A 24,735-nucleotide genomic window follows, 5' to 3' on the forward strand; every position below is an offset into this window, starting at 1 on the left:
GGCGTGAGCCAGGCCGGAACCTGGCTTGTGGCGATGTTGGCCACGATCATCAGCGTCAGCGCGACCGCCCCCGACAGCAGCGCGAGTGTGAGCTGCCGTCCTCTCCCCTCGGTCATGGGCGGAGTATCGCGTAGCCCGCCGTGTCGGGGTGGCCACCGAGAGGCATCCGTTATCCAGGGTTGATAGTCCACTCTGGTCGGAGCTGTGGCACGGTGGTTGCGTGCGGATTCTGGTCGTTGAGGACGAGCAGCCCCTGGCCGAGGCCATCGCGCGGGGGCTGCGCAGGGAAGGTATGGCGGTGGATGTCGCCTTTGACGGTGACTCCGGCCATGAGAAGACCACGGTCACCCGGTACGACGTGGTGGTGCTCGACCGCGATCTGCCCGGCATGTCCGGTGACGACCTCTGCCAGGAGATCGTCAAGTCCGGCGCGCTGACCAGGGTGCTGATGCTCACCGCGAGTGGCACCGTGCACGACCGCGTGGAGGGTCTGTCCCTGGGCGCCGACGACTACCTGGCCAAGCCCTTCGCCTTCCCGGAACTGGTGGCCAGGGTGCGGGCGCTGGGCCGCCGCGCCACGCCCGCCGCGCCGCCGGTGCTGGTCGCCGAGGACGTGGTGCTCGACCCCGCCAAGCGCACCGTCAGCCGAGCGGGCCGCCCGGTGGACCTCACCCGCAAGGAGTTCGGCGTGCTGGAGGTGCTGTTGTCCGCAGGCGGCGCGGTGGTCTCCAGCGAGGAACTGCTGGAACGCGTGTGGGACGAGAACGCCGACCCCTTCACCACCACGGTCCGCGTCACCGTCATGACCTTGCGCAAGAAGCTGGGTGACCCCGGCATCATCGACACCGTGGTCGGTGCCGGTTACCGCGTGCCAGCGGCCCGCAGCGCGTGAATCGCGTCAACCGCCGCGGGCTGGGCCTGCGAACCCGACTGACGCTGCTGGCCACCGGCCTCGCCGCGGGGGTGAGCGCCGTGCTGCTGTGGCTGGGCTGGCTGCTGGCAGGGCAGGTGGTCGGCGCGGTGCCCCAACTCCCGGCGGGCACCCGCATCCGCGTGGGCAACGTCGAGGTCGACGCGTCCCAACTCGGCGCCGTCCTCCGCGACAACGCCCGCGAGGAAGTCCTGCGCACCGGCACCTTCGCCTTCCTCTGCGTGGTGCTCGCCGCGGGCATCCTGGCCTGGGTGCTCACCGGCCGCGTGCTCCGCCCCCTGCACGAGGTCACCACAACCGCCCGCAGACTGTCCGCGGAATCCATGGCCGAACGCATCAAGCTCTCGGGCCCCCGCGACGAGGTGGTCGAGCTGGCCGACACCTTCGACTCCATGCTGGACCGTCTCCAGTCCGCGTTCGAATCGCAGCGCCGCTTCGTCGCCAACGCCAGCCACGAACTCCGCACCCCGCTGTCGGTGGTCCTCACCGAACTCGACGTCACCCTCGCCGACCCGCAGGCCGACGAGGCGGAGTACCGCCGGATGGCCGCGGTCGTCCGCGACGCGACTCTGCGCGCCGAACGCCTGGTCGAGGCCCTGCTGGTACTGGCGAGGACCGACGGGGTCGGCCTGTCCAGCCGCGAGCCAACCGACTTGGCGGTCGTCGTCTGCAACGCCTGGCGCGACGTCTCCGCCGAAGCCGCCCGCCGCTCCCTGAGCGTCCAGTTCGACACCTCGGCCGCCCTGGTCGTCGGCGACCCGGCCCTACTCGAACGCGTCGCGGGTAACCTCCTGGAGAACGCGGTCCGCCACAACGTCGACAACGGCTGGGTCACCGTCAGCACGTCCGCTGGTCCACAGTGGACCGTACTGCGGGTGGCTTCCAGCGGCGGCGTGATCCCCCCGGAGCGAGTCGCCGAACTCTTCGAGCCTTTCCGTCGAGGCGCCGCCGACCGAACCAGCCGCACCGGCACCGGCCTGGGCCTCTCCATCGTCCGAGCAGCGGTGGCCGCCCACGTCGGCCGAGTCTGGGCCGAACCCGTCCCCGATGGCGGCCTTTCCGTCACGGTGGAGCTGCCCGCCGCTCCCTGATCCACCGTGCGACGTCGTGCCTGCGGGGTCAGTCCTTGGTTTGCTCGATGTTGCGCCGCTGGGCTTCCTGTAGCTGGTTCTCCAGGGTGACGATGCGGCATGCGGCGTTGAGACCCGCGCCCTCGTCGACGAGTTTCCTGACGCGGGCGGCCAGGCGCAGTTGGTAGCGGGAGTAGCGGCGGTGTCCACCGGGAGAGCGCTGCGGCTCGATCAGCTTCGCCTCGTCCAGGCTGCGCAGGAATCCCGCGGTGGTGCCGAGCATTTCGGCGGCCCGGCCCATGGTGTAGGCGGGGTAGTGCTCATCATCGAACTTGCCGACCGAGCCGACATCAGCCGCGGCCGTCTCACGGGGGTCAGGGATCATCGCGCCTCCACATCACGAGGGGCCCCGGCGCGGACACGCACCGGGGCCCCATGGGTTTGGGTTTCATCACTGTCAACCGGTCGCGAGACCGGCTTTCCGTACCCGCGTCCGCCTGAGAGGCAGACCCTGCGGGGATCGCTTATGCGTAACCGAGAACCACCTTCCAATCTGATGGGACTGCGGTACCCGCCCGGCGAAACACAGCCTCGGCGGGCGATCCAATGATGTGACCCTTCCCTTCTCTCCTGGGATTTCCACTTACCTTCTACCGCGACCATCAACTGCCGGAACCCCTTGTCCTGATCGGTCCCAGCACGCCTGATGTCGCCGGGCAGGGGGCCGACACGCTGTTCGGCTCGGCCGCCTGCCCGTCTTACTGGCGGAACTTCGTACTGCGACTGACTTCAACTTCTCACGGGTGCCACGACTCCACCCGCGTCTTGCGTTACCTCGTGGGGACCGTCGCGGCGTCGAACAGCGCGCGACACATCCCGGTACTGCCGGCCACCAGTCGAAGCCCCTTCTACCGATCGGCTCAGGACTGCCTGACCTCGTCTCAACTCGCGGGTAGTTCCATCATCTCCCGCGCCTGCTGGACTTTGTCTCTGTTGGTATGTGGAGAACAGTACACACATCGACGCCAGGATGTCTACTCCAGCCACCATAGATTTTCTGAGATCGCGGCGCCGGGTCTCCCTCTGGCGGGGGAGGACGCTGCTACCTGCAGCGGAGGTTTCGCCCGCGGCGCGGCGGCAGGCTTTCCCCATGGGGGCACAGGGTGCCCATGGGAGGAGTGGTCACTGTCATGTGGAACAAGGGATTCGTCGGGACCGCGGCGGCCGTCATGCTGGCCGCGGGTGTGGTTGTGGGGCTGCCGGTTGCGGCGCAGGCCTCGGAGGGGGTGACGGCTCAGTGGGTGCAGGCCACGTGTGGGTCTCCCTCGGGCGCAAATCTGCGTGACGGCAAGTCGCCTCAATCGGAGCTGATCGCACACTGTGATCCCGGTGAGGAGATGCTGCTCTCCTGCTGGGAGAGAGGCGCGCACGTCGGGGGGAGTGACCAGTGGTACTCGGCGCAGTACGGGTGGTTCTGGGGTTGGGCACACCGGTCGGGCTTTGACAACCCGCCGCACGTTCGGGAGTGCGGGACACGGGGTTGAGCGCAGTCGCGCTGAGGTGAGCCCCCTGTCCGTGTGCTGAGAGTTTCAGTGGCTCGGATCGAGCAACCCAGCGGAGCGCCGCCGGTTGCTCGATCCGACCTTGACCTGTACCCAGGTTGAGGTCGCAGGCCGTGTGCATGGACGACGAGACGTTAACGAGGTACCTGCACCGAATCGGGGCGCCTCGCTTCGCCGAATCGAGTCGAAGCCGAGTTGTGGTATGGGCTGCTGCGGGGTCGCGGAATTGGGTGAAAGGGCGGGGTGTAGCTGGCACCACCATGGGGGCTGGGCCAGGTATCCCGGTTCAGGTCAAGGGCTGTTTTCCCAGGTGATTCGGGGTAACTTCCACATGCGGCGGGGGTCGCCGTTACTGGGGATTCAACTGGGGTAGGGGACATGGTTGCTGTTGTGTCGGCTTCTGCTGTCGCGCGTCGGCCGCGGGTGGGGGAGATGGTGAGGTCGGTGTTTCGGGCCGAGCCGACGATGATCAGCCTGGGGTTGTTCGGGGTCGCGCTCGGCGTGGTGCTGCTGGGGTATTCGGCGGTGAACGGGGCGATGGTGCCGCCGGAGGGGAGCCTGTTCAAGGCGGGCACCTTCGACCTCGCGCTCGGCGTCTACCTGATCAACCTGGGGTTGTTCCTGATGGCCACCGGCTGGGGGCGGGTGTCGAAGGCGCTGTGGCGGTGGCCGATGGTTGTGATGGTCGCCTATTCGTACTTTGGCGAGACCGTCGAAGTGCTGCGGGGGTTCGATCCGCGGTTCAGCAAGAATCGGCCGGAGTTCGACAAGACGGTCGCGGCGTACTTCGGGTTGGTCGCGGTGTTGTTGATCGTGTTCTTCCTGATCATCGCGGTGCGACTGGTGTTCAGCAGGCGGCTGGCGGTGCGCGATCCCGCGATGCGGCTGGCGATTCGGTACGCGTGTCTGGCCACGCTGCTCGCGTTGGGTGTCGGCGTGTGGATGTCGATCGGGGGCGGGCCGCACATCGGTCCGGACGGCAACCTGTTGCCGCTGCACGCCTTCGGGTTCCACGGGTTGCAGACGGTGCCGGTGGTGGCGTTGCTGCTGGGCTTGGCGGGCGTGGCGACCTCGGTGTCGCGGCGTGCGGTGCACGTGGCGGGCGCGGCGTGGATCGGCGCGTGCCTGGCGATCGCCTGGCAGACCTACAACGGTGGTTCGGTGTTGGCGGCTACTCCGCAGATGCTGCTGGCCGCGGCGTTCGTGGTGTTGTGGCTGTCGATCGCGATCAGGGCTGCGCTGGCGTTCCGTCAAAGCATCCGAGGCGTTGAGCCAGCGAGATCGCGTCCACCGGTGCCATCACTTTAGCGTCGTTGTCGAAGTAGACGTAGACGTCGCGTTCGGTGCGCCAGCGGCGGATCTTCTCGGCCCAGCTGTCCAGGGCTTCGGGGGAGTAGCCGCTGGTGTACAGCTCCACGTCGCCGTGCAGTCTGATGTAGACGAAGTCGGCGGTGACGTCTTCGAGGTAGGGGAACGTCTTCGCGGTGTCGGCGATGACCAGCGCGATGTCGTGTTCGCGTAGTAGCTGGGTGAATTCGGGGACGCAGAAGCTCGGGTGCCGGAACTCCAGGCAGTGACGCAGTGGGCGTTCGGCGTCGGTGGTGGTGAAGGCGCGGCCGTCGAGGCGGTGGTCGTGGTGAAGGGCCAGTTCGGCGGCGGCGCTGGTCGTGCGGGGGAGCAGGTCGAAGAAGGCGGCGAGCTTGTCGGGGTCGAAGGCCAGGTTCGGTGGCAGTTGCCAGAGGAACGGGCCGAGCTTGTCGCCGAGTGCGAGCATTCCGGAGGCGAAGAAGTTCGCGAGCGGGGTCTCCACATCGCGAAGTTTTTTCATGTGGGTGATGAAGCGGCCGCCTTTGACGGCGAAGACGAAGTCGGGCGGGGTCTCCTCACGCCAGCGCTGGTAGGACTCGGGTCGCTGAAGGGAATAGAAGGAGCCGTTGATTTCGACGGTCCCCATGCGGGAGGCGAGGTAGTTGAGTTCGCGGCGGTGCGGGAGGCCCTTGGGGTAGAAGGTGCCTCGCCACGGCGGGTAGAGCCAGCCCGAGGTGCCGACCAGGACACGTCGCTCGGAACACACCTTCGATATCGTGCCGCAGCCGCGGGATTACGGCACCATGGAGCCATCGGCCACGCGGGGGGCGTGGCTGCTTCATATGGGGGATTCATCATGCTGTCTCAGCAATCGCCGATCAATTTGTCGGGGGCCGTCCACGCGCCGTTTCTGGCGGACACGCTGGAGATCGAGTGGAAGGACGCTCCGCAGCGGGTCGAGGTCGAGAACACGGGGGCAGGCCCGCACCTGGTGTTCACCGCGCCGCACCAGGGCTTGTGGCTTGGCGGCACGTTCTACCGGCTGGCGAACATCCATTTTCACCGCCCCAGCGAGCACTGGATCGACGGCCAGCAGCAGGGCATCGAGATGCACGCCGTGCACGTCGCGGCCACTGACGGCCTTCAGGCCTGCGTGGTGGGCGTGTTCCTGGACCTGGCGGACGGCCACGGTGAGAACGGGTTCGGGCGCGAGCGCATGACCCGGTCGAGTGAGCAGGAAGCGGTGATCAACCCAGTGAGCTTCCTGCCGTCGGGAACGAACGAGTTCTACCGCTACGAAGGCTCCCTGACCACGGGGGGATTCGAGGAGATCGTGAGCTGGGTGATCATGCGCAACCCGCTCCAGGTGGGCCGGGGCGAGTTGGCCAAGCTCATCGAGGAGTTGGCCAACCCCGCCCGCAACCCACAGCGCCGCAACCGGCGCTATCTGCTGGCCTCGTTTGACGAGCGGTAGCCAGCGGCGGCGGCCAGAAACGCGCGGAACGCGGAGCGCGAAACGCGGATCTGGTCGCCATCCGGATTCTTCGAATCCCGCACGCGAACAGCGTCGGATGCGAAGCCGACCTCAACGCAGAGGTTCTCTGCGCTGCGACTGCTTTTTCGCCAGACTGGCAGGTCGCCCATCGATCCGTACCCACTCTCGGTCGTGATCGCGTGCGACGGACTCCATGAGCTCGATGGAACGACTGCCGCCAGACGCGACCTCGGTTAGCTTCTCCGCGATCAGCCTATAGCGAGCGACTGTCTGATCGTCGTCGACAAACACCATGATCGAGCGGTTTTCCACAGCTACCATCGAGCGTTGGCGATCGAACTCCAGCAGAACGAAGCCACCATCCAGACCTGGATGGTCCACAACCTCATTGGGGATGACCTGAACCGTGACGTTCGGCTTGCGAGCGAGGGTCGCAAGGTGGCGAACCTGATCAGCCATTGTCTGGTGCCCGCCGAGTGGGCGCCGTAGCGCGTACTCTGGCGTGATCAGGTGAAGAATTGGTGGGCGCCGTCGCTTGAGGATGAGTTGCCGATTCATCCGTGCGGTGACCCTGTCATGGATTTCTTCGTCCGATGGGCTGATTAGATTTGCGGTGAAGGCCGCTTGAGCATAGCTCGCGGTCTGAGCCAGTCCGGCAACGAACACGGGCTCGACGTTGGTGATCTTTGCGGCCGAAGCCTCGAATTTCGAGTACAACGAGATGGAAAGCGGCCACTGCCGAGGTTCGAGAACACCATGCGAGACCTCCCCGCACGCCATCGCCACTACTAGATCATAGAGCTCACCTGTGACTCCGATGGTGGTCAGTATGGATCCCGTCTCAGCCACCGTGACCGGCCGTATTCCGTTCTCCATCCTGGAGACTGTCGCTCCAGAGACCCCGAGTTGCTTGCCCACCTGCTCCAAAGTGAGGCCCGCCTCGGTCCGTAGATGTTCGAGGATTAGACCGACACAGCGGTAGTTCACGCACGGCTTCACAGCGGGTGCTCCTTTTGCAGAGTCTGCAAAGCGGGCAGACAAACGCAATGCGTTCGGCTGCATGGTTGGTAATCCCGGCAATCCTCCCTAACTTACTGGTCAAGGAGCGAGAACGAGTGGAGGTGTCCGATGGATGTGTCAGCCGCAGCGTTGGATGGGCAACTGAGGCGTCACCTGACAATGGTGCTGCTGGGCATCCAAGAGTCCCCCGACGAGGAGACCGCCCGCCTCGCGCGATCGGAAACGCACCGTCTGATCGCCGCCATCAGGGCAAGTCTCCGACACCACCCACTTGACCCGATCGGGAATTGCGGAGTGTGCAAATCAAGCGACTGCTCGCTGCGTGGCGAGATCAGCTTGGCCGTTCTTCCCGTCCGGATGGCCCGCTCCCCAAACGCGGTCAGCACAATCCCGAGTAGCTGACCGCAGGCGGCTGCCGGTGGGGGCTTCTCCAAAGCACTCTCACCCACCGGCAGCCGCCGTTCCACTCCCACACAACAAGACAGGGCCGACCGCCAAACGAGGCGACCGGCCCTGCCAACAGCGCAAGTTACTCCGCAGCCGCCGCCTTGGTCTTGTAGCGGGGACTGGTGGAGTGCCATTCAAAGCCGCCGCCCATCCAGGCGCGCAGTCCCTTCATGAACCGTTGAAGCTCCAACGACGGCACCGCTTGTAGCTCGCGATGATCGGTTTGGAAGTCACGGACCAAACTGTTGTGCAGATTGACCGTGACCTCGGTGGCCTCCTGAACCGAACAGCCCCGGTCGGCGGCGATCTGAAGGACCATGTTGTGCGGCGGATTGTCGTCCGCCAGGTCCTTGGCCACCGAGTGCAGATCGTTCACCAAAACCGACGCCGTGCCCGCCCTGATCGCCGCGTGCCGGACGCGGCGCTCGTAGTAGACATTCGCCGGGACCTCATAGCCGCCGAGCACATCGATCAGCGTCATGGACGTATAGAAACTGTCGTGCTGCCGCGCGGCGAGGTATTCCCACGCGGGCGGTTCCACCTCGGTGTGCTTCCAGGCGGCGTAGGTGTTCCAGCTCACGAACATCGCGAACGTGGAGTAGCAGATCCGCTGCACCTGAGCGGGCGTCGCGTACTGCGACAAATACTCGACAGCGGTCTTCAACGCGACCTGGACGCGGTCGCTGTCGATCGCCTCATCGAGTTCCGGGGTGAACTCACCCGCGGGCGGCACCGGGTCCATCGCGACCATGGCCAGCATGAGACGAGCGGGCAGCAACTCCGGCACCGCCCCGAGCGCGGTGTCATCCGCATAGAGGTCGTCCGCGGCCCACCACGCGGCGTTCAACTTCGCCGAGATCAACAGCCGGTCCGGGTCGTCGCAGTCCGGGTGCGCCAGCATGACCAAGCGCCCGAACCTGGTCTTGCGGAGTTGCTCCTGTTCCTCCTCCTCGAACCCGCACTCCCCGGCCCACGCGGCCAACCGCTCGTCCACCTCGTCGGCCAGCGGGTCGTTGATCCGCTCGGTGATCGGGCAGTACAGCGGTGGGGCGCTGCCGTCGCCCCACGGCCGCTCCGCATACGCCGGGTCCTCCGCGACCTCAACCGGGTCGACAGGAGCCTGCGTCTCCTCTTGGGCTTGGACGAGCCGGGCAACGATGCGCGCCGCCGAGGTTCCCAGGCCGGTGGGCCCGGTCAGGAGAGTCGTCGCCGCGCCGTTCGATTCGATATCGGCAGTGTCGGTCATCGCTTCAGCCCCTGGATGTTCGTGGTCAGACGCGGTCCGCGGCGATCAACAGGTAATGGAAGCTGCCCTCTCGATACGCGGTGAGGAACGGCTCCTCGACCCCGGTGGCCACCGACGACTTGGCCCGCAGTTCCCAGTACGGGATCGTGTCCGCCGTCAGATCGACGACGCTGATCGGCACCAGGTTATTGGCCGCCATCGCCCGAAAATACTCGCTGCGCGGGTGGATGTTGCACGTGTAGTGCTGGTCGATCTGGCTGACGGCCTTGGACCTGCCGCCGGTCACATCGTTGTAGCAGCCCGTGATGGTGACGTAGCGGCCACCGACTTCCAGCTGGCGGGAATGCTCGGCGAACAGCTCGAACAGATCCACGTACATCGTGCTCTCGTTGTTCCAGATCCCCCGGAACGCACCCGTCTCGAAACCGGTGTCCAGCATATTCCGGAAGTGATAACGCACCTTGTCGGACACCCCGCGCAGCGCCGCCTGCTTATTGGCGAACTCCACCTGCTGCTCCGAGATCGACACCCCGTCCACCTGGCAGCCGAAACGCAGGTTGGCCATGATGCTGCTGCCGCCACGCCCGCACCCGGCGTCAAGCAGCCTGTCATCCGGCCCGACGTCGCCGAGGTGGTCGAGCAGCACCTCGGCCTGCGCCGTCTCCAAGCGGTGCATCTCGGCGATGATCCGCGCCTCACGCGTCTCCTCGGGGCCCTCCACCACGGACCAGTCGACCTCGCCGATCCCATAGTGGTGGTGGTACAGGCCGTCGACGTCGCCCAGGCGCAGGTTGACCGGATTCTTCTCGTTGTTCCAGTACGAGGCGACGGACCGCTGGTAGTCGCTGCGCAGGACCTTGCCGGGGGTGGAGACCTTGCCGGGGTTGGATGGAGCCATCGTCACGGGGGTGGTTCCTCTCTATCGTTCAGCCCCACCGCGGACATCTGCACGGACGCGCCATGTGCAGGAGCCACTGGGAACTGACCATTTCGAGGCAGCACCCTCCGCAGTGGGAACACGCTCAATTCGCCGGGAATTCGCATGCCGCGCTCGCCTACGGCGCGTGCACACGAATTGACAAAGACACGGTCTCGACTTTCGATCAACACCATCCGTGCCCGTTTCGCAACCGAGCGTCGCAGCTCCTGCCGGCGCTGACGATCCCCCGAACAGGGCGGGCTCCCGCACGAACGGGTGTTCCGACGAGTGACAGCGAGAAACCCCGGACGGGCGAACGATCAATCGAGAACCCGACGAGCCCACTGATTCAGGCTCTGATAAACATTCGCGGCAACCGTCGATACCAAATCCCCGCGGCAAATTAAAGATGCCTAGAGTGAATTCGGATCTTTCTGTCCGTCGGTCGATCGGCTTGTGGACCCGGAGCGCGTCAGTGCCGGGAGCGTGCTGACGAAAACGTACGCCGGTGGTCAGGCGCAGGGGGACTGGTTGGGCAGGCCCGGCAGGTGCCGGTCGTGTTCCTCGGCGGAGAGCTCGCCGTGCGTGGTGGCGCAGATTCGCTGGATGGCGTGATCAACGCTGAGATCGAGCAGACGCACCGCGCCTGCCCCATCGGCCGAGGCAAGGAAACCGCCGTCGGGGCTGAACGCCAGGGCATATCCGCCTCCACCGAAGGCGGAGATGGGCTGGCCGAGGGGGACGGGGCGACCGGGATCGGTGGTGTCCCACAGCCGAATGGTCTGATCCGTGCTCGCGCTGGCGAGGGTTCGGCCATCGGGGCCGAACACCACGCTGGAGACGGACTTGCTGTGTCCGACAAGCGGACCCGCCAGCGGACCCGGCCGGGCCGGATCGGTGGTGTCCCACAGCCGGACCGTCTGGTCGGCGCTCGCACTGGCCAGTATTCGGCCGTCGGAGCTGAAGGCCAGCGAATGCAACCCGGCGGTGTGCCCGTCCAGTTGACCCAGGGAACGGGGATTGCCGGGGTCCGCGGCATCCCACAGCCGGATGGTCAGATCACTGCTCGCGGTGGCGAGGATGCGGGAGGCAGGGCGGAAAGCCACGGAGTTGATGTACTTGCTGTGCCCGGCGAGTCGGGCCGCCTGCACCGGTCGCGCCGGGTCGGCGACGTTCCACAGCTGCGTGGTGTTGTCCTCGTGTCCGCTCGCGAGGAGGTTGCCGTCGAGGCTCATCGACATCGCCGAGCTGTGCCGGGTCTTGAGCGTCAGGGTGGGCGAGGACAGCGTGGGCCTGGCCGGATCGGCGATGTTCCACAGCTCGACCAGTTTGGCGTAGCGCAGCATCGCGATCGTGCGGCCGTCCGGACTGAACTGCACATAGGTCTTGCATGCGCTACAGGAGCTGAACTCATCGGGTGTTGCCGGGATCCGGCCCAGCGGCGCGGGACGTGCCCGATCGGCCACGTCCCACAGCCGCACGGTGTTGTCGTTGGCGGCGGTCGCCGCCAGGCGCCCGTCCCGGCTGAACGCCACCGAATTAACGGCCGAGCTGTGGCCTACCAGGACCGCGCTGGGCAGCGACCAGAGCCGGACCGTGTTGTCGGAGCTGCCGGTGGCCAGGGTGCGCCCGTCGGGGCTGAACCCCACGGCGAACAGGTCCCCGTGGCCGTGCATGGGCGGCTCGAGCGGCGCCGCCTTGGCGGGGTCGGACACATTCCAGAGCCGCGCCGTGCCGTCGACGGCGCCCGACGCGAGGATGTTGCCCTGCGGGTTGAACATCACCGACCAGACGGAGTCGGTGTGGGCGTCCAGCGGCAGGCCGATGGGGGCGCCGTCGGCGGCGTTCCACAGCCGGACCGTGGTGTCGTGGCTGCCGGTGGCCAGGGTGCGGCCGTCCGGGCTGAACGCCACCGAGTGCACCAGCAACCCGTGGCCTGCCAGTGTGAACAGCGGCTGCGGCCGCGCGGGCTCGCTGACGTTCCACAGCCGGGCGGTGCCGTCGTCGCTTCCCGATGCCATCCTGCGGCCGTCCGGACTGAAGGCCAGCGTCCGCACCGGGCCGGTGTGCCCGGCCAGCGGCGTCTTCAGCGGGGTGGGGCGCGCGGGGTCGGCGAAGTTCCACAGTCGGACGGTGTGATTGTCGTTGGCGGTGGCCAGGGTGCGGCCGTCCGGGCTGAACGCGACCAGGTAGATGGAGCCGTCGTGGGAGTTCAGCGGGGCGCCCAGGCTGACGGGCCGGGCCGGATCGGTCACATCCCACAGATGGACGGTGCCGTCCTGGCCGCCTGCGGCCAGCGTGCGTCCGTCGGGGCTGAACACCGCGGAGCTGGCCCAGCCGGTGTGTCCGGTGAGCGGCTCGCCGAGGGGCTGCGGCCGAGTCGGTTCGCGGACGTCCCACAGCCGAACGGTGTTGTCCTCACTGGCGGTCGCGAGCGTGCGGCCGTCGGGACTGAACGTGGTCAGGTACACGGCGCCGCGGTGCCCGGTCAGCGGCGTGGCAAGAGGCGAGTTCCGGGTCGACAGCAGCCGAGTGTGGATGTTCTTGTCATCCGGGCGTATTCGGTGTGCCACCAGCGTCAACACGGCCGACAGCGACGGATCGGTCTCGCGCAGGCGGTCGGCCTCGGCCACCACCTGTCGGAAGATCGCGTCGTCGCGCTGCCGCAGGGCGAAGGCCGCCGTGAACACGGCCAGCAGCGCGAACACCACGACCGCGGCGACCAGCTGGCGAAGCCGCCGGGTCCGCTTCCGGGTCCTGGTCTGCTCGTCGTCGCGAGCGCGCAGGCTCGCACCCAGGAACTCGCGTTCCCGTGCGGTCAGCGACACGTCTCGCGTGGTGGTCCACTCGTGGGCGCGGGCCAGCCGGGTTCCCCGGTACAGCGCTCCCGCGTCCCGGCTGAGCGCCTCCCAGGCCGCGGCGGCCTCGGTGAGATGGCGGTGGATGCGCAGCCCGTCGCGGTCCTCGGACAGCCAGCCGCGAAGCCGGGGCCAGGAGCGGATCAGGGCCTCGTGGATCATCTCGATGCCATCGCCGTCGGCCACCAGCAGCCGGGCCTGGGTGAGCCGGTCGAGCACCGTGGCGAAGTCCGGATCGTCATCGACCTCTCGGGTGCTGATCCGGCGTTTGGTGTCCTCGGTGCCCTCGCCGAGCGCGGTCAGCCGGATGAAGATCTGGCGGGCCAGCTTCTGCTGCCTGTCGTTGAGGGCGCCGAAGACCTGTTCCGCGGTCTGCGCCACCGCACGCTGAATACCGCCTGCCGCCTCGTAACCGGTCAGGGTGAGGGTGACGCCGTGCCTGCGCCGCCAGGTTTCCAACAGAGCATGGGAGATCAGCGGCAGGACCGCGGGCTCCCCCGCGGCGTCGGCCATCAGCCGGGCGACCAACGCCGTCTCCACGGTGTGACCGGTCTGGGTCGCCGGGCCGGTGATTGCTTCCCGCAGTTCGTCGGCTGTCATCGGACTGATGAGAACGTGACCGCCGCGCAGTGCCTGGACGAGTTCGGGGTGCTGCGCGCAGTGGCCGTAGAAGTCGGTGCGCACGCCGAGCACGATCCGCGCGCGGCTGTTGTCCGAGTGGGCCGCGGTGGCCAGCGCCTGGATGAACCTGACCCGTTCCTCCTCGGCGCACAGCGTGAAGACTTCCTCGAACTGGTCGACCACCACGAGCACGTCACCGTCCGCGCCGACCATGGCCTGCCTGATCCGCAGGTTCAGGTTGGCCGGGTCCGCGTCGAGGTCGGCCAACCAGGACGAGGCCGATCCATTGACGGTCGCGGCGAACTGGACCGCGGTTTCCTCGATGGGCCGCGATCCCGGTGTGAACACCACCGCCTGGTCGGTGGATCCGCCGACCAGGCCTGCCCGGAGCAGCGAGGACTTCCCGGAGCCCGACGCCCCGAACACGCCGACGAAACGCCGCTGCCGAACCTGGTCGCGCAACTCGGCGATCAGGGCGTCGCGGCCGAAGAACAGGTCGGCGTCACCGGTTTGGAACGCCGCCAGCCCGACATAGGGTGCCTCGGCGGGTTCCCAGGCCTGGGTGGCGTCCGTCGTCTGCGTCGCCTGCCGCCATCTCGCCTCCCACCATTCTTCGTCCCCGCCGCAGGCCTGCACGTAGGCCAATGTCACGGCCAGGCTCGGCAGCTTCCGGCCGCCTGCCGCCGCGGCGAGCGTCGCAGGGGAGTAGTGGGCGACCCGGGCCAACTGCCGATACCCCGGATTGCCTGCCCCCTTCCGCAGTTCGCGCAGGTCATGCGCAAACTGCTGCACCACATCAGCATCCGGGTCCAAACGACGCTCTGGCCGCGGCATTGCGACTACCCCCTTGCCCAACCCCGCCTCAGGTTGTCTGGCGGTTGGTTGTCTGGCAAGAGCGTCCGACACCAGACAACCCGCAAGGGACTACACGTCTTGTTGGGGCCGTATTTCCGCCCCGCAGGGAATGACAGGTCGCAGCCCGGCCCGGGCGTGGTCCGTGCACTATGAGGGGTGTGCACGGGCCACGCCCGACACGACGGGCTCAGGCGGGAATGGTGTCGGTGCGACGGGACCAGGCGCGGTGCTTGGCCAACTCGGTGGTGAACGCGTCGAAGAAGTCATCCGGCAGGGAGTTCTCCGCTGCCTTCGAGGAGACCACGCCGTCCGAGACCACGATTCCGGTGTCCTCCGCCAAATCCGCGGTGACGCCCGCCTTGCGCAGGACGTCCAGGCCCGAACCGAACGCGGCGACCGCCTTGTGGTGCTTGTAGGCCTCGGCGACGAAGTGCACCGCGTAGCCGTCCGCGGCCAGCGCGGCGGCGCTGTCCGGGCCGCAGGGCACCACGATCGCGTCGTAGAGCACCGACGACATCGTGTTGAGCTGGCGGTCCACCGCCAGTGGGTCGCCGTCGCCGCCGGGGCGCAGCGAGCCCTCGGTGGGTGCCAGCACCTCGACGATGGCGCCCTTGGCGGTCAGCGCCTCCCGCAGCCGTTCGATGCCGATGGTGTCCACTCCGTCGGCGGCGAGCACCGCGATCTGGCGGGTGCCGATATCGCCGCTGTCCGCCGAGCGCAGCACCTGCGACAACGCGGGTGAACCTCGGCCGTGGTTGGGCAGCACCTCGGCGGGTGCCTCCAGGCCGATCCCGGCGGCGACCTGCTGGGCGAGGCCGTGGTCGATCTGGTTGATCTGCTCGATCGCGCGGGCGCGGATCTCGGGCACCGTGCACTTGCCCAACTCGAAGCGGAACGCGGCGACGATGTGCTCCTGCTCCGGCGCCGTCATGCTGTTCCAGAACAGCGTGGCCTGGCTGTAGAAGTCCTTGAAGCTCTCGCTGCGGGTGCGGACCTTGTGGCCCTCCACCTTCTCCGTGTAATGCGCGAACACGCCCTCGGCGGCGATGGCCGGGCAGCCGCCCGCGACGGAGTTCGGGAAGTAGCTGCCGCGGCCCTTGAAGATCCGCTGCTGGCTGAAGCCGTCGCGCTGGTTGTGCGCCACGTCCGCGATGGGGCGGTTGACCGGGATCTGCGCGAAGTTCGGGCCGCCCAACCGGATCAGCTGGGTGTCCAGATAGGAGAAGTTGCGGGCTTGGAGCAGCGGGTCGTTGGTGAAGTCGATGCCGGGCACGACGTTGGCGGTGTGGAACGCGATCTGCTCGGTCTCGGCGAAGAAGTTGTCCGGGTTGCGGTCCAGCACCATCCGGCCCACCGGCCGCACCGGCACCTGCTCCTCGGGGATGATCTTGGTGGCGTCGAGCAGGTCGAAGTCGAAACTGTGCTCATCGGCCTCGTCCACCAACTGCACGCCCAGTTCCCACTCCGGGAACAGGCCCGCCTCGATGCAGTCCCACAGGTCGCGGCGGTTGAAGTCGGGGTCCTTGCCCGCGATCTTCTGGCACTCGTCCCACACCAGCGAGTGGATGCCCAGCTTCGGCGTCCAGTGGAACTTCACGAACGTGCCCTTGCCCGCCCCGTTGACCAGCCGGAACGTGTGCACGCCGAAGCCCTGCATCATCCGGTAGCTGCGCGGCAGCGCCCGGTCCGACATCAGCCACATCACCATGTGCATGGCTTCCGGCTGGAGCGAGACGAAGTCCCAGAACGTGTCGTGCGCCGACTGCGCCTGCGGGATCTCGTTGTGCGGCTCCGGTTTCACCGCGTGCACGAAGTCCGGGAACTTGATGCCGTCCTGGATGAAGAACACCGGCATGTTGTTGCCGACCAGGTCGTAGTTGCCCTGGCGGGTGTAGAACTTGGTCGCGAACCCCCGCACATCGCGCACGGTGTCCGCCGACCCGCGTGAGCCCGCCACCGTGGAGAACCGCACGAAGACCGGGATCTGCTCGCCGCTGGTCAGGAATTCCGCGACGGTGTAGTCGCTCAGCCAGTCGTCGTAGGCCTGGAAGAACCCGTAGGCGCCCGCCCCGCGGGCGTGCACCACCCGTTCGGGAATTCGCTCATGATCGAAATGCGTGATCTTTTCACGCATATGGAAGTCCTCGAGCAGCGTCGGCCCACGTTCCCCCGCGGTCAGCGAGTCGTTCGTGTGGTCGACCCGCACGCCCTGTTGGGTCGTCAGAAACGTCCCATCGGGATCGACGCGGTCCTGCTCAAGCTGCTGGTGCTTGTCGTCAGTTCGGTGCTCAGCCACGAGCGCCCCCTTGTCGCTGAATTCAGACCTCCAGCGACTACCCCGCACACTCCAGGGCAAACGCCAGTGAGTGGCAACCGAGGCCGCGGCCCTGGTTGCCACTCACTGGTTTGACCTGCGGGAACGTCAGGCGACGTTGGCGACTCCCGACTTCAGGAACCGCTTGCCGTTCACCAGCTCGGAGATGCCGGTGCGGTCCAGGTACGGCGTGATGCCGCCCAGCCAGAACGGCCAGCCCGCGCCGAGAATCATGCACAGGTCGATGTCGCGGGCGTCCGCGACCACGCCCTCGTCCAGCATGATGCCGATCTCCTGAGCCAGCGCCTGCAGCGCGCGCTCACGGACCTGCTCCTCGGTCAGCGGCTTGTCGCCCGGCGTCCACAGCGCGGCGACCTCCGGGTCCACCGTGGGCTTGCCGGTGGCGTCCCAGGTGTAGACGGCGGTCTTGCCCGCGGCCACGAACTTCTTCATGTTCTCGCTGACGCCGAAGCGGTCCGGGAACGTGCCGTGCATCGTCTCGGCGACGTGCAGCGCCACCGCGGGGCCGACCAGCTGGAGCAGCACCAGCGGGCTCATCGGCAGGCCGAGCGGCTCCAGGGCCTTGTCGGCGACCTCGAACGGGGTGCCGTCGTCGATGGAGCCGAGCACCTCGCCGAGGAAGCGCGTGAGCAGGCGGTTCACCACGAACGCGGGTGCGTCGGAGACGAGCACGCTGCTCTTCTTCAGCGCCTTGCCCACCGCGAACGCGGTCGCCAGCGAGGCGTCGTCGGTCGCGTCGCCGCGCACGATCTCCAGCAGTGGCAGCACCGCGACCGGGTTGAAGAAGTGGAAGCCCACCACCCGCTCGGGGTGTGCCAGCTTCGAGGCCATCTCGGTCACCGACAGCGAGGAGGTGTTGGTGGCCAGGATCGCGTCCGGGCGGACGTGCTCCTCGACCTGCGCGAACACCTGCTGCTTGACCGACATCTCCTCGAACACGGCCTCGATCACGAAGTCGGCGTCCGCGAACGCCGCCTTGTCCAGCGAGCCCGAGACCAGCGCCTTGAGCCGGTTCGCCTCATCGGGCGACACGCGCTTCTTGCCGAGCAGCTTGTCGATCTCGGTGTGGACGTAGCCGACGCCCTTGTCCACGCGGGCCTGGTCGATGTCGGTGAGCACCACCGGCACCTTCAGCCTGCGCACGAACAGCAGCGCGAGCTGGCTGGCCATCAGGCCCGCGCCCACGATGCCGACCTTGTTCACCGGCCGGGCCAGCGACTTGTCGGGCGCCCCCGCCGGCCGCTTGGCGCGCTTGTTGACCAGCTCGAACGAGTACAGACCCGCCCGCAGCTCATCGGTCATCAGCACCTCGGCCAGCGCGTCGGTCTCCGCGGCGTACCCGGCGTCGAGATCGTTGTTGCGGGCCAGGTCCAGCAGCTCCAGCGCCTTGTACACACCCGGCGACGCGCCCTTGGTCTTGCCGTCGGCGATGGCCTTGCCCCGCGCGATGGCCGCGTCCCAGCCCTCGCCGCGGTCGATCTCCTTGCGGGGCACCGTGATGTCACCGTTGAGGACCTTGGTGGCCCACAGCACCGACTGCTCGAGGTAGTCCGCGGAATCCAGCAGAACGTCGAAGATGCCCAGGTCGGTGGCCTGCTGCGGCCTGAGCATCTTGTTCTGGTTGAGGGCGTTCTCGATGATCACCGTGACGGCCGGGTCCGGCCCGATCAGGTTCGGCAGCAGCTGGGTGCCACCCCAGCCGGGGAACAGGCCGAGGAAGCACTCCGGGAACGACACCATCGCCACGTTCGCCGCGACGGTGCGGTAGTGGCAGGACAGCGCCAGCTCGAGGCCGCCGCCCAGCACCGCGCCGTTGACGAAGGCGAAGGTCGGCACCTCGGACTCGGTGAGCCTGCGGAACACGTCGTGCCCCGCCTGCGCGATCACGCGCGCCTCCTCCGGGCCGAGCTGCCCGCCGATGCCGGACAGGTCCGCGCCGACCGCGAAGATGAACGGCTTGCCGGTGACGGCGATCGCGGCCGGATCGGCCTTGAACGCCTCGTCCAGCGCGTTGTTCAGGCTCAGCAGACCGTTCGGGCCGAACGTGCTGGGCCGCGTGTGGTCGAACCCGTTGTCCAGCGTGATCAGTGCCAGCGGCTTGTCCAGGCCGGGCACGGTGACCAGCCGCGTGACGGCCTTGGTGGTGACCTCGTCGGTCAGCTTGGCCGCGAGAGCTTCCAGGGTGCTCACTTGCCCTCCCAGTGGGGGTTCTCCCAGATCACGGTGCCGCCCATGCCGATACCGATGCACATGGTGGTGATGCCGTAGCGGACCTCGGGGTGCTCGGCGAAGTGGCGGGACAGCTGGGTCATCAGGCGGACGCCGGAGGAGGCCAGCGGGTGGCCGCAGGCGATCGCGCCGCCCCACGGGTTGACCCGAGGGTCGTCGTCGGCGATGCCGAAGTGGTCGAGGAAGGCCAGCACCTGGACGGCGAACGCCTCGTTGATCTCGAACAGTCCGATGTCCTCGATGGACAGGCCCGCGCGCTTCAGTGCCTTCTCGGTGGCGGGCACCGGTCCGACGCCCATCACCTCGGGGTCGACGCCCGCGAACGAGTAGGCGACCAGCCGCATACCCACCGGCAGTCCCAGCTCGGCGGCGGTCTCCTCCTCGGCGAGGATGCAGGCCGTCGCGCCGTCGTTCAGACCGGCCGCGTTGCCCGCCGTGACCCTCCCGTGCGGACGGAACGGCGTCTTCAGCTTCTGGAGGTCGTCCTCGGTGGTGCCCGGCCGCGGCGGCTCGTCGGTGGCGGCGAAGCCCCAGCCGTGCTCGGCGGAGCGCGTGGCGACCGGCACCAGCGTGGCGCCGATCTTGCCGGTTTGGACGGCGGCGTCGAACTTGGCCTGCGAGGCGACCGCGAAGGCGTCCGCGCGCTGCTTGGTGATCTCCGGGAACCGGTCGTGCAGGTTCTCCGCGGTCTGGCCCATGACCAGCGCCGAGGGGTCCACCAGCTTGTCGGCCAGGAACCGCGGGTTGGGGTCGACACCCTCGCCCATCGGGTGGCGGCCCATGTGCTCGACGCCGCCCGCGATGGCGATGTCATACGCGCCGAACGCGATGCCGCCCGCGGTGGTGGTCACCGCGGTCATCGCGCCCGCGCACATGCGGTCGATGGCGTAGCCCGGAACCGAGCGGGGCAGGCCCGCCAGCAGCGCGGCCGTGCGGCCGATGGTCAGGCCCTGGTCGCCGATCTGGGTGGTGGCGGCGATGGCCACCTCGTCAACGCGCTCGGGCGGAAGCTCGGGGTGGCGCCGCAGCAGTTCGCGGATGGCCTTGACGATGAGGTCGTCGGCGCGCGTCTCGGCGTAGATGCCCTTCGGACCGGCCTTGCCGAACGGGGTGCGCACCCCGTCGACGAAGACCACGTTCCGAACGCCCTGCCGTGACGCGGCTGCGCCGGGTGCGGGCGCTGCTGGTGCGGCCATGGAAGATCCTCCCGGTATCAGCTGATCGGCCCGAGCCCCGGACAAACCGGTCGCTCGGCGCGGAGTCCATCTTAGCTACCGCTTAGTAACATCCGCGCGGCGATGTAGCCCGTTCCACACCCGATCGGGCAAGTCGCCCGCGCCCCTGATGGAGCCATGCGTTCGATCGAGGGCCGGTCGAATCGGTGTCAAGATCCCTTCGGCGTAGGGCGCCGAATTCGCGTTCCGTTGTTTCACATTGTTCACGTGGGCAAGTGAATAAATTGCCGACGGGCAAGCGTGACACGTCTTTCTATGGTGCTTAGTACTATGCTACTTTGACAAAAGTTCGGCCGCTCCGAACCCCTGCTTGGAGCTGTTATGAATCATGTGTGTTCACGTCTTCATACCACGTTTTCCGATGTGCTCGACACCATTGGTGATTCGCCGTTGATTGGCTTGCGGCGTGTAGTCGATACCCGTGACGCGGCGGTTGTGGTGAAGCTGGAACGCTGCAATCCCGGCGGCAGCGTCAAAGACCGTCCCGCGTGGTATCTGGTGCGTGACGCGGAACAGCGGGGTCTCTTGCGGCCCGGCGGCACGATCATCGAGTCCTCGTCGGGCAACTTCGGTATTTCGCTGGCGATGATCGGTGCCGCTCGCGGCTATCGGGTGATTGTCATCGTCGACCCGAAGGCCACGGTCACGAATCTGGCCATGCTGCGTGCCTTTGGGGCCGAGGTGATCGTGGTGGACGAGCAGGACGACACCGGCTCTTACCACAAGACGCGTATCGCGTTGGCGAATGAGTTGTACCGGCGGATTCCGGGATCGTTTCGGCCGGATCAGTGTTTCAATCCGCTCAACTCGCAGGCCCATTATGTGTCCACCGCCGCGGAACTGGTGGACCAGGCCGGACCCGAGTTGGCGGCCGTCGTGGTCACGGTGAGCACGGGTGGCCAGTTGGGTGGAATCTCTCGCTATCTGACCGACAAGGCGCCCGGTGTGCGGGCGGTGGGAGTCGACGCGGTGGGTTCGGCCATCTTCGGCGGTGCCTCGCATTCGTACCTCATCCCGGGCGTCGGGCTCGGTTGGACGCCGTCCAACCTGGACGACCTGTCCCTGCTGGATTCGGTGTACAAGGTGCCGGATGAGGACGCTTTCCTGGCCTGCCGGGTGCTCGCCCGCCATGAAGGCATCCTCGTCGGCGGCTCGACCGGAGCGGCGCTGTGCGTCGCGTTGCGGCTGGCGCGGGCGTACGGAACGGGTAGCTCCGTCGCTTTGATCGCCGCCGACAGCGGAGAGCGGTATCTGAACACCATCTACGACGACGAGTGGATGAGCGCCCACGGCCTGTGTCTCGACATCTCCTCCGACGCTCTGTGGCGCCGCGTGAACCGCCTGTCCCCTTACAGCGTCGAGCCCCCCGAGACCGCGAACCACCGGCCCGAATTGGCCGCCGAACTCGGCTCGCCGCACGCCGTGGCCCGGGCGAAGCGATGACCACCGACATCCGCCCACCGATCACCAGGGCGGGCGCGTGGTCGGTGCCCGGCTTCCGCAGGCTGTGGCTGGCCAACTCCGCCGATGCGTGGGCGGTGTCGCTGGTGCCCGCCGCGGTGACCTTGGCGCTGGTCCATCAAGGCCATGGGGCGTCGGCGCTCGGCATCGTGCTCGCGGCCAAGACGGTCGGGTTCATCGCGGCGACCGTGCCGGGTGGGCTGCTCGCCGACCGCTGGTCGCGCCGCGTCATGATCATCGCCGCCTGCCTGCTTCGGGTGCTGGCGGCCCTCGCGCTCCCGCTCGCGCTGGCGGGCCCGACGTGGGCGAGCGCGTGCTGCGTGCTGTTGGTCGGCGCGGGCGAAGGCGCCTTCCGCCCATCCTATCAAGCCATGATCGCCCACGTGGTGCCGGAGGCGCAGCGGCAGTCCGCCAACGCCTTGTCCACCATCACCTTTCGCGTCGCGCTGGTCCTCGCTCCCGGTGTCGCCACCGTCGTGACCGCCGTCGCCGGGGCCGAGACGGTGATGGTTGCCGCGGGCGTGTTGTGGGCGGCGGCCGCCTTCGCCATGCGGCCGGTACCCGACCAGCGCGACAGCGCACCGGCGCCGGAGTCGATGCTGCGCCAGTTCGCCGCCGGGGTCCGCGAGGCGCGCCGCCATCCCTGGTTCATGGCGGGCCTGGCCATGCTGGTGGTGGTGCTCAGCGTGGGAGAGGCGTCCCAACTGGTGCTGTTGCCGGTGATCAGCCGCGACCGGTTCGGCACCGATGTGGTCTACGCCGCCGCGCTCACCGCCTACTCCCTCGGTGCGCTGGCAGGCGGCGCGATCATGACACGCTGGCGGCCTGCCCGCCCCGGCTTGGTCGCGGTGACCGGACTGGCGCTGTACGCCGCCATCCCCCTCGCCCTGGCGTTCTCGCATGCGGCGTGGCCCCTGCTCGTTGTCTACGCCGCCGCGGGTCTCGGCATGGAGCTGTTCAACGTGCCCTGGTTCGGTGCGGTGCAACGCGAAGTCGCCCCGCCGATGCAGGCCAGGGTGTCCTCGCTGGACTTCCTGGTGTCCTACTCGATGAGTCCGTTGGGTCTGGTGCTGCTGCCGTCGGCGGTGTCCGCGGTGGGCATGCGGACCGTGCTGATCGGCACCACGGCCCTCGTGCTGCTGGCCTGCGCAGCGACGCTGGCCGTGCCCGGAATGACCCGGTTCACCACCCCTGGGAGGTTGGTATGCGACGCCTCGGCGAACTCGAGGCCGTGATCATGGACTGCCTGTGGACCTGGCAGCGCCCGGTGGCCGTCCGGGAGGTGGAACGGCACCTTCGCGCGCACCGCGAGATCGCCTACACGACGGTGACCACGGTGATGGACAACCTGTATCGCAAGGGCTGGCTGCGGCGGCACCGCGAAGGCAGGGCGTTCATCTACCAGCCCACCCGCAGCCGCGAGGAATACGCCGCCCGGCTGATGCGCGAAGCGCTGGAGCTGAGCAAAGACCACGACACGGCCTTCACCCACTTCCTGCACACGATCAGCCCGGAGGAAACGGAAGCACTCGGCAGAGCCATGGAGAACCTCAACCAGGAGGAGCCCGACACATGATCCTCGCCGCGTTCCTGCTGGGCTGTGGATTCACCCTGGCCTACCGCGGAATGCGTCTGCTGCGACCGGCGACCGACCGGACCCAGACCCCGCTTGCCGCCGTGCTGGCCTGGATCGCCACCGAATTCTCGGCCGTGCTGTGTTGGCTGCTCGGCGGTCTGCTGCTCGCTTGGCCCGAGCTTCTCGTTCCCCGCGCGATCAGCGAGTTCTTCGCCGACTGCGTGCCGATCCTGCACGAGACCGTGGCCAGTCATTTCTCGGTGGTCAGGGTGGCCGGTGCCGTCTTCACCGTCATGGCGGCACTGCATACCGCGGGTTGTGTCGCCGCGGCACTGGCGTTGCCCAGCAGGACGCGCTCCCGGCACGCCGAGGCCATCCGGATCGTCGGGCGCTACGACCCGACGCTGGACTGCTTCGTGATCGACTCCGGTCCGGCGATCAGTTACTGCGTACCCGGTCGATCCCGGCTGGTCGTCGTCACCAGGGCGGCGCTGGACGCGCTCACCCCGCCGCAACTCACCGCGGTGGTCGCCCACGAACGCGCTCACCTCGCCGAACGCCACCACATCCTCGCCGGCCTCGTCAGCGGCCTTGCCCGCGCCTACCGGCTGCCGCTGTTCACCCTCGGCGCGAGCACCGTGCCCCTCCTGTTGGAGATGCGTGCCGACGACGAAGCGGCCCGTCGACACGGTCAACCCGCGGTCGCGGGCGCGCTGTGCTCGCTGGCGGGCTCCCGCGCAACGCCGCCCCTCCAGGTTGTGACCACCGAGGGCTGCGTCGTCACCCGGGTGCGACGGTTGACGGCCGCGCCCGCCACCTGGTCACAGCAACTGCGGGCCTGCTACCGATCCGTGCTGTCCTCTTTGGCCGCGGCCCTCGCCCCTTACGGCGCGTCCGCCCTGCTCCTGGTCACCGCGGCCGCCACGCACTTTGTGGTCTGTCCATGATTGGTCGGGTCAGGTGCGGGGGCGTTCCTGGACGATCCAGGCGTTGCCGTCCGGGTCCTCGAAGGAGAAGAACGAGTTCCAGGTGCCGCCGGGGCCATCGGCCCAATCGCCGTCCTCGAAATGGCGGATGGCGCTGACCGTCACGCCGTTCTCGATGAGTTGGGTGCGGGCGGCGTTGATGTCGGAGACGACGAGCATCATCCCCTTCATCGAGCCCGGCGTGCCCTCGATCGGGCTTCCGGTGGGCAGGTCGACGCCGGTGCCCAGGTGGATTGAGCAGCCGGAGCCGGGTGGGGTGAGCTGGATGGTGCGTCTGGTCTCGGTGAAATGCTCGTCGAGGTCGACGGCGAAGCCGACCTGTTCGCTGTAGAAGCGTTTCGCCCGGTCCAGATCGGAGACCGGGAGCAACACCACTTCGAGTGTCCAGTCCATGCGCGGGAGTCCTTCCATGGGAGTGCTCCCAGGAGTGTGGACTCCGGTACCGACAAAATCTCATCGGTCACGCCGTCGGGACGGCGGATGAGCGTGTCCGCGCTCCACACGGGAGCACCCGGCGTGGACTCCGGTCCCGACAAGACCTCAGCTGTCGGGCATATCCAACCCGTGATCGACGCCTCCGC

19 protein-coding genes are annotated in these 24,735 nt (G+C 67.8%); 8 read left to right on the forward strand and 11 right to left on the reverse strand.

Annotation, left to right across the window (positions count from 1 at the left end):
- Positions 1–220 precede the first annotated feature (220 nt).
- Entirely contained in the window at positions 221–892 is a 672-nt protein-coding gene (locus tag ACU6XJ_RS19645) for a response regulator transcription factor (protein WP_476313496.1), read from the forward strand.
- The gene (locus tag ACU6XJ_RS19650) at positions 889–2,022 is read left to right on the forward strand and encodes a HAMP domain-containing sensor histidine kinase (protein ID WP_476313498.1); all 1,134 of its coding nucleotides are present in this window, start codon (positions 889–891) and stop codon (positions 2,020–2,022) included. The genes ACU6XJ_RS19645 and ACU6XJ_RS19650 overlap by 4 nt, the downstream gene beginning before the upstream one ends.
- A 28-nt stretch (positions 2,023–2,050) precedes the next feature.
- On the opposite strand, the gene ACU6XJ_RS19655 is transcribed toward ACU6XJ_RS19650, so the two are convergent.
- The gene (locus ACU6XJ_RS19655) at positions 2,051–2,386 is read right to left on the reverse strand and encodes a MerR family transcriptional regulator (protein WP_476313500.1); all 336 of its coding nucleotides are present in this window, start codon (positions 2,384–2,386) and stop codon (positions 2,051–2,053) included.
- Between the two features lie 1,621 nt (positions 2,387–4,007).
- On the opposite strand from ACU6XJ_RS19655, the gene ACU6XJ_RS19660 reads away from it, so the two are divergent.
- Complete coding sequence (locus tag ACU6XJ_RS19660; protein WP_476313502.1) at positions 4,008–4,871, forward strand: hypothetical protein; 864 nt, start codon at positions 4,008–4,010, stop codon at positions 4,869–4,871.
- On the opposite strand, the gene ACU6XJ_RS19665 is transcribed toward ACU6XJ_RS19660, so the two are convergent.
- Positions 4,792–5,637 (reverse strand): DUF72 domain-containing protein, encoded by an 846-nt coding sequence (locus ACU6XJ_RS19665; RefSeq protein ID WP_476313503.1) that lies wholly within the window; start codon positions 5,635–5,637, stop codon positions 4,792–4,794. The genes ACU6XJ_RS19660 and ACU6XJ_RS19665 overlap by 80 nt on opposite strands.
- Before the next feature lie 90 nt (positions 5,638–5,727).
- Here ACU6XJ_RS19665 and ACU6XJ_RS19670 point away from each other — a divergent pair, with 90 nt between their 5' ends.
- Complete coding sequence (locus ACU6XJ_RS19670; protein ID WP_476313505.1) at positions 5,728–6,345, forward strand: carbonic anhydrase family protein; 618 nt, start codon at positions 5,728–5,730, stop codon at positions 6,343–6,345.
- Here the strand turns inward: ACU6XJ_RS19670 and ACU6XJ_RS19675 are convergent.
- The 8 genes from ACU6XJ_RS19675 to ACU6XJ_RS19710 all read right to left on the reverse strand — a co-directional run bounded on the left by ACU6XJ_RS19675 (position 6,315) and on the right by ACU6XJ_RS19710 (position 20,092).
- On the reverse strand, positions 6,315–6,515 hold the full coding sequence (locus ACU6XJ_RS19675; protein ID WP_476313507.1) for a DUF397 domain-containing protein: 201 nt from the start codon (positions 6,513–6,515) through the stop codon (positions 6,315–6,317). The genes ACU6XJ_RS19670 and ACU6XJ_RS19675 overlap by 31 nt on opposite strands.
- Entirely contained in the window at positions 6,457–7,428 is a 972-nt protein-coding gene (locus tag ACU6XJ_RS19680) for a helix-turn-helix domain-containing protein (protein WP_476313509.1), read from the reverse strand. The genes ACU6XJ_RS19675 and ACU6XJ_RS19680 overlap by 59 nt, the downstream gene beginning before the upstream one ends.
- Before the next feature lie 487 nt (positions 7,429–7,915).
- On the reverse strand, positions 7,916–9,079 hold the full coding sequence (locus ACU6XJ_RS19685; RefSeq protein WP_476313511.1) for a family 2 encapsulin nanocompartment cargo protein terpene cyclase: 1,164 nt from the start codon (positions 9,077–9,079) through the stop codon (positions 7,916–7,918).
- Between the two features lie 25 nt (positions 9,080–9,104).
- On the reverse strand, positions 9,105–9,977 hold the full coding sequence (locus ACU6XJ_RS19690) for a geranyl diphosphate 2-C-methyltransferase (RefSeq protein ID WP_476314104.1): 873 nt from the start codon (positions 9,975–9,977) through the stop codon (positions 9,105–9,107).
- A gap of 533 nt (positions 9,978–10,510) precedes the next feature.
- Positions 10,511–14,269 (reverse strand): nSTAND1 domain-containing NTPase, encoded by a 3,759-nt coding sequence (locus tag ACU6XJ_RS19695; RefSeq protein WP_476313513.1) that lies wholly within the window; start codon positions 14,267–14,269, stop codon positions 10,511–10,513.
- A 250-nt stretch (positions 14,270–14,519) separates the two neighbouring features.
- The gene (locus ACU6XJ_RS19700; RefSeq protein WP_476313515.1) at positions 14,520–16,628 is read right to left on the reverse strand and encodes a catalase; all 2,109 of its coding nucleotides are present in this window, start codon (positions 16,626–16,628) and stop codon (positions 14,520–14,522) included.
- 126 nt (positions 16,629–16,754) lie between these two features.
- Positions 16,755–18,857: a 3-hydroxyacyl-CoA dehydrogenase NAD-binding domain-containing protein gene (locus ACU6XJ_RS19705; protein ID WP_476313516.1), complete on the reverse strand. Its 2,103-nt coding sequence runs from the start codon at positions 18,855–18,857 to the stop codon at positions 16,755–16,757.
- Positions 18,854–20,092, reverse strand: coding sequence for a thiolase family protein (locus ACU6XJ_RS19710; protein WP_476313518.1), 1,239 nt, complete (start codon positions 20,090–20,092; stop codon positions 18,854–18,856). The genes ACU6XJ_RS19705 and ACU6XJ_RS19710 overlap by 4 nt, the downstream gene beginning before the upstream one ends.
- A gap of 360 nt (positions 20,093–20,452) precedes the next feature.
- Between ACU6XJ_RS19710 and ACU6XJ_RS19715 the strand changes: the two genes are divergently transcribed.
- Genes ACU6XJ_RS19715 through ACU6XJ_RS19730 form a run of 4 tightly spaced genes read left to right on the forward strand, consistent with a single transcriptional unit; the run spans position 20,453 to position 24,115 of the window.
- Positions 20,453–21,574 (forward strand): PLP-dependent cysteine synthase family protein, encoded by a 1,122-nt coding sequence (locus tag ACU6XJ_RS19715; protein ID WP_476313520.1) that lies wholly within the window; start codon positions 20,453–20,455, stop codon positions 21,572–21,574.
- On the forward strand, positions 21,571–22,827 hold the full coding sequence (locus ACU6XJ_RS19720; protein WP_476313522.1) for an MFS transporter: 1,257 nt from the start codon (positions 21,571–21,573) through the stop codon (positions 22,825–22,827). The genes ACU6XJ_RS19715 and ACU6XJ_RS19720 overlap by 4 nt, the downstream gene beginning before the upstream one ends.
- Complete coding sequence (locus ACU6XJ_RS19725; RefSeq protein ID WP_476313523.1) at positions 22,797–23,168, forward strand: BlaI/MecI/CopY family transcriptional regulator; 372 nt, start codon at positions 22,797–22,799, stop codon at positions 23,166–23,168. Before ACU6XJ_RS19720 ends, ACU6XJ_RS19725 begins: the two co-directional genes overlap by 31 nt.
- Positions 23,165–24,115 (forward strand): M56 family metallopeptidase, encoded by a 951-nt coding sequence (locus tag ACU6XJ_RS19730; RefSeq protein WP_476313525.1) that lies wholly within the window; start codon positions 23,165–23,167, stop codon positions 24,113–24,115. The genes ACU6XJ_RS19725 and ACU6XJ_RS19730 overlap by 4 nt, the downstream gene beginning before the upstream one ends.
- A 9-nt stretch (positions 24,116–24,124) precedes the next feature.
- Here the strand turns inward: ACU6XJ_RS19730 and ACU6XJ_RS19735 are convergent, their stop codons facing one another.
- Positions 24,125–24,565, reverse strand: a complete 441-nt coding sequence (locus tag ACU6XJ_RS19735; protein WP_476313527.1) for a VOC family protein — start codon at positions 24,563–24,565, stop codon at positions 24,125–24,127.
- Positions 24,566–24,735: the final 170 nt, after the last annotated feature.

It is taken from the genome of Actinorectispora metalli, from assembly GCF_056323685.1.

What these genes read in the sequence shown, in the direction of transcription:
- ACU6XJ_RS19655 (WP_476313500.1), bottom strand. Translation starts at nt 2,386, where the DNA reads ATGATCCCTGACCCCCGTGAGACGGCCGCGGCTGATGTCGGCTCGGTC.
- ACU6XJ_RS19670 (WP_476313505.1), top strand. Translation starts at nt 5,728, where the DNA reads ATGCTGTCTCAGCAATCGCCGATCAATTTGTCGGGGGCCGTCCACGCG.
- ACU6XJ_RS19675 (WP_476313507.1), bottom strand. Translation starts at nt 6,515, where the DNA reads ATGGGCGACCTGCCAGTCTGGCGAAAAAGCAGTCGCAGCGCAGAGAAC.
- ACU6XJ_RS19680 (WP_476313509.1), bottom strand. Translation starts at nt 7,428, where the DNA reads ATGCAGCCGAACGCATTGCGTTTGTCTGCCCGCTTTGCAGACTCTGCA.
- ACU6XJ_RS19685 (WP_476313511.1), bottom strand. Translation starts at nt 9,079, where the DNA reads ATGACCGACACTGCCGATATCGAATCGAACGGCGCGGCGACGACTCTC.
- ACU6XJ_RS19690 (WP_476314104.1), bottom strand. Translation starts at nt 9,977, where the DNA reads ATGGCTCCATCCAACCCCGGCAAGGTCTCCACCCCCGGCAAGGTCCTG.
- ACU6XJ_RS19710 (WP_476313518.1), bottom strand. Translation starts at nt 20,092, where the DNA reads ATGGCCGCACCAGCAGCGCCCGCACCCGGCGCAGCCGCGTCACGGCAG.
- ACU6XJ_RS19715 (WP_476313520.1), top strand. Translation starts at nt 20,453, where the DNA reads ATGAATCATGTGTGTTCACGTCTTCATACCACGTTTTCCGATGTGCTC.
- ACU6XJ_RS19720 (WP_476313522.1), top strand. Translation starts at nt 21,571, where the DNA reads ATGACCACCGACATCCGCCCACCGATCACCAGGGCGGGCGCGTGGTCG.
- ACU6XJ_RS19725 (WP_476313523.1), top strand. Translation starts at nt 22,797, where the DNA reads ATGCGACGCCTCGGCGAACTCGAGGCCGTGATCATGGACTGCCTGTGG.
- ACU6XJ_RS19730 (WP_476313525.1), top strand. Translation starts at nt 23,165, where the DNA reads ATGATCCTCGCCGCGTTCCTGCTGGGCTGTGGATTCACCCTGGCCTAC.
- ACU6XJ_RS19735 (WP_476313527.1), bottom strand. Translation starts at nt 24,565, where the DNA reads ATGGAAGGACTCCCGCGCATGGACTGGACACTCGAAGTGGTGTTGCTC.